Source organism: Methylibium sp., assembly GCF_013817345.1.
In the GTDB taxonomy this organism is placed as follows: domain Bacteria; phylum Pseudomonadota; class Gammaproteobacteria; order Burkholderiales; family Burkholderiaceae_C; genus Methylibium.
In genome coordinates, this window is sequence record NZ_JACDCW010000189.1 from 1 (window position 1) to 3,283 (window position 3,283).

Annotated in this window: 4 protein-coding genes and 3 tRNA genes; all 7 read right to left on the bottom strand. The window is 66.1% G+C overall.

The window, feature by feature from the left end; genetic code table 11:
- Nucleotides 1–127 (bottom strand): GTP-binding protein (locus H0W40_RS19695; protein ID WP_292448741.1); only part of this gene is annotated, 127 nt, incomplete at its 3' end.
- A gap of 52 nt (nt 128–179) precedes the next feature.
- Nucleotides 180–254: transfer RNA gene (locus H0W40_RS19700), tRNA-Thr, on the bottom strand.
- 129 nt (nt 255–383) lie between these two features.
- Nucleotides 384–457: transfer RNA gene (locus H0W40_RS19705), tRNA-Gly, on the bottom strand.
- A 73-nt stretch (nt 458–530) separates the two neighbouring features.
- Nucleotides 531–616: transfer RNA gene (locus H0W40_RS19710), tRNA-Tyr, on the bottom strand.
- Between the two features lie 78 nt (nt 617–694).
- Complete coding sequence (locus tag H0W40_RS19715; protein ID WP_292449601.1) at nt 695–1,405, bottom strand: uracil-DNA glycosylase; 711 nt, start codon at nt 1,403–1,405, stop codon at nt 695–697.
- 3 nt (nt 1,406–1,408) lie between these two features.
- Complete coding sequence (gene trpC, locus H0W40_RS19720) at nt 1,409–2,206, bottom strand: indole-3-glycerol phosphate synthase TrpC (protein ID WP_292449603.1); 798 nt, start codon at nt 2,204–2,206, stop codon at nt 1,409–1,411.
- Nucleotides 2,203–3,240 carry an anthranilate phosphoribosyltransferase gene (trpD, locus tag H0W40_RS19725; RefSeq protein ID WP_292449605.1) on the bottom strand — a complete coding sequence of 346 codons (1,038 nt, stop codon included), beginning with the start codon at nt 3,238–3,240 and terminating at the stop codon, nt 2,203–2,205. The genes trpC and trpD overlap by 4 nt, the downstream gene beginning before the upstream one ends.
- Nucleotides 3,241–3,283 lie beyond the last annotated feature (43 nt).

The following is a 3,283-nucleotide window of genomic DNA, read 5'->3' on the forward strand; positions in this document are numbered from 1 at the left end:
CGCCACCAAAGAGCTTGCTCAGCACCGTGGTAATGGCCGCCGTCAGCGTGGTCTTGCCATGGTCAACGTGCCCAATGGTCCCAACGTTCACGTGGGGCTTGGTGCGTTCGAATTTGCTTTTTGCCATCTCGATCTCCTGAAGGCCGCTGGTGACAGTGACTGAGAATGTTCTCTGAGGGTGGTGCCCATGGCGCGGATCGAACGCGCGACCTCTCCCTTACCAAGGGAGTGCTCTACCACTGAGCCACATGGGCATCGATACTGGTCTGAGCCCGGAGTCGCGTCCCCGGCACACATCACTACCGACTCGTCTTGAATGCTTCTTTGATCAACGCTTTCCGAAAGACCAAGAGGCCCCGGATGAGCCTCGGCAATCGCATGTCTGGAGCGGGAGACGGGAATCGAACCCGCGTCATTAGCTTGGAAGGCTAGGGTTCTACCATTGAACTACTCCCGCCCTGGGAGCCGCCGCGACCACCCGTGCGGCCTTTTGAACCCCTGCCGCTCTATTCACTTTCATCGTTTCGCCTTGGTGGAGGAGGCTGGATTCGAACCAGCGTAGGCGTAAGCCAACAGATTTACAGTCTGCCCCCTTTAGCCACTCGGGCACCCCTCCCGGACGAGCCCGCGACTATATCACGGGGCCCCAACGGCTCACAACAGTCGCCGGGCCGGGTAAAGCCGAGCGCGTTCTTCAAAGGGACCAGTCGAAGGGACGGCCGGTCGCGCCGAGAAACGCCGCGGCAGCTCCGAAATGCGCACACCCGACGAAGGGCTGCGGAGGCCGGGCGGCCGACAAGGGTGAGGGGTGATTGGCAGTCCAGACCCGATGCCCGCTACTGGCGGCCGCAATGCGTGCCGCCTTAGCCTGTGCGGCAGCACCCCACAGCAAGAAGGCGAGCGGTGACGGCTGCGCTGCAATCGCATCGATCAACATGTCAGTAAGTGCTTCCCACCCTTGTTTCGCGTGACTGGCCGGCCTCCCCTCTTCGACCGTGAGCACGGTATTGAGCAGCAGCACACCCCGGCGAGCCCAGGGCAGCAGACTTCCTGATCGGGGCGACGGCACACCGAGATCGCGTTGCAGTTCCTTGAACATGTTGCGCAAGCTGGGCGGCGGCTTGACATCGGCAGGGACCGAAAAAGCCATCCCTTCGGCTTGGCCGGCGCCGTGATACGGGTCCTGGCCGAGGATCACGACCCGTGCGGCCTCGAGCGGCGTCAGCCGCAAGGCCCGCAGCGGATCGGCAGGAAAAACCGTCGTGCCGGCCGCAACCCGTGCGTCGATGAACTCGATCAGGCGCCGGCCGGTGAGGCTGGTGCGAAAGGCCTCGGTCACAGGCCGCCAGCCGCCCTCGATCTCGTCGAAGGCCTGGTCCAGCGGTCGCTCGAGACGACCAGTCACCGTTCAGCCGAACAAGGCCGCGAGCGCGGCGCCGGGATTGCTGGCGCGCATGAAGGCCTCGCCGACCAGGAAGGCATGCACGTTCGCATCACGCATGCGGCGCACGTCGCTCGAGGCCAGGATGCCGCTTTCGGTGACGAGCAGCCGCTCGGGCGGCACGCGCGGCAGCAGCGCGAGCGTGGTTTCCAGCGAAACCTCGAAGCTGCGCAGGTTGCGGTTGTTGATGCCGACCAGCGGCGTCTTCAGCCGCAGCGCCCGCTCCAGCTCCGCGCCGTCGTGCACCTCCACCAACACCGCCATGCCCAGCGCGTGGGCAGTCGATTCCAGATCGGTCATCTGCGCGTCGTCCAGGACGGCTGCGATGAGCAGAATGCAGTCCGCCTGCATCGCGCGTGCCTCGAACACCTGGTACTCCGCGATCATGAAATCCTTGCGCAGGACCGGCAGCGCGCAGGCGTCTCGGGCCTGCAGCAGATAGGCCGCCGCGCCCTGGAAGAAACGTTCGTCGGTCAGCACACTCAGGCAGGCCGCGCCGTGCTCGGCATAGCTTTCAGCGATCTCGGCCGGCACGAAATGCTCGCGCAGCACGCCCTTGCTCGGGCTGGCCTTCTTGACTTCGGCGACAACAGCCGCCTTGCCTGCGGCGATCTTCGCCCGCATGGCGCCGACGAAGTCGCGCAAGTCCCCGCGCCGCTCGGCCGACTCGGCCTCTTCGCGCAGCGATGCAAGCGAGCGCCGCGCCTTCGCGGCGGCGACCTCATCGCGCTTGACCTCGACGATGCGCTCGAGAATGTCGCTCATGCCGACGCCGCGAGCCGCGCACTGACGGTGACGAACTGATCGAGCTTCGCGCGGGCTGCTCCAGAGGTGACTGCCTCCCGCGCCCGCTTCACGCCCTCACGGATGGAAGCGGCCACATCGGCGGCGTACAGCGCCGCGCCGGCATTGAGAAGCACGATGTCGCGCACGGGGCCGTCTTCGCCGGCCAGCGCGCGGCGGATGCAATCGACCGACTCGGCCTGCCCCGCCACCTTGAGCACGCGCGTGTCGTAAACCGGCAAGCCGAAGTCGCTCGGGTGCACGGTGTACTCGCGCACCTCGCCGGCCTTGAGCTCACCGATGAGCGTCTCGCCGGAAAGCGAAATCTCGTCCATGCCGTTCATGCCGTAGACGATCAGCACATGCTCGGCGCCCAGACGCTGCAGCACGCGCACCTGAATGCCGACCAGATCGGGATGAAACACGCCCATCAACTGCCTCAAGGCGCCGGCCGGATTGGTCAGCGGCCCCAGGATGTTGAAGATGGTGCGCACGCCGAGTTCCTTGCGGATCGGCCCGGCGTGCTTCATCGCGGGGTGATGGTTGGGAGCGAACATGAAGCCGATGCCGGTCTCGGCGAGGCATTCGGCCACCTGCGCGGGCTTGAGGTCGATGCGCGCGCCCAGCGCCTCCAGCACATCGGCGCTGCCCGAGGTGGACGACACGCTGCGCCCTCCGTGCTTGGCCACCCGGGCACCGGCCGCGGCGGCGACGAACATCGCCGCGGTCGAGATGTTGAAGGTGTGCGCGGCATCGCCGCCGGTGCCGCACAGGTCGACCAGGTGCGTCTTGTCTTCCACCGGCACGGGCGTCGCGAACTCGCGCATCACCTGGGCGGCGGCGGCGATCTCGCCGATGGTTTCCTTCTTCACGCGCAGGCCGACCATCAGCGCGCTGATCATCACCGGCGACATCTCGCCGCTCATGATGCGGCGCATCAGGTGCAGCATCTCGTCGTGGAAGATCTCCCGGTGCTCGATCGTGCGCTGCAGCGCGGCGCTGTCGGTGATGGGCATGGTGCGAGCCTCTTCGTCAGTCAGTGCGTGTGGTCGAGAAAGT

What these genes read in the sequence shown, in the direction of transcription:
- trpD (WP_292449605.1), bottom strand. Translation starts at nt 3,240, where the DNA reads ATGCCCATCACCGACAGCGCCGCGCTGCAGCGCACGATCGAGCACCGG.
- trpC (WP_292449603.1), bottom strand. Translation starts at nt 2,206, where the DNA reads ATGAGCGACATTCTCGAGCGCATCGTCGAGGTCAAGCGCGATGAGGTC.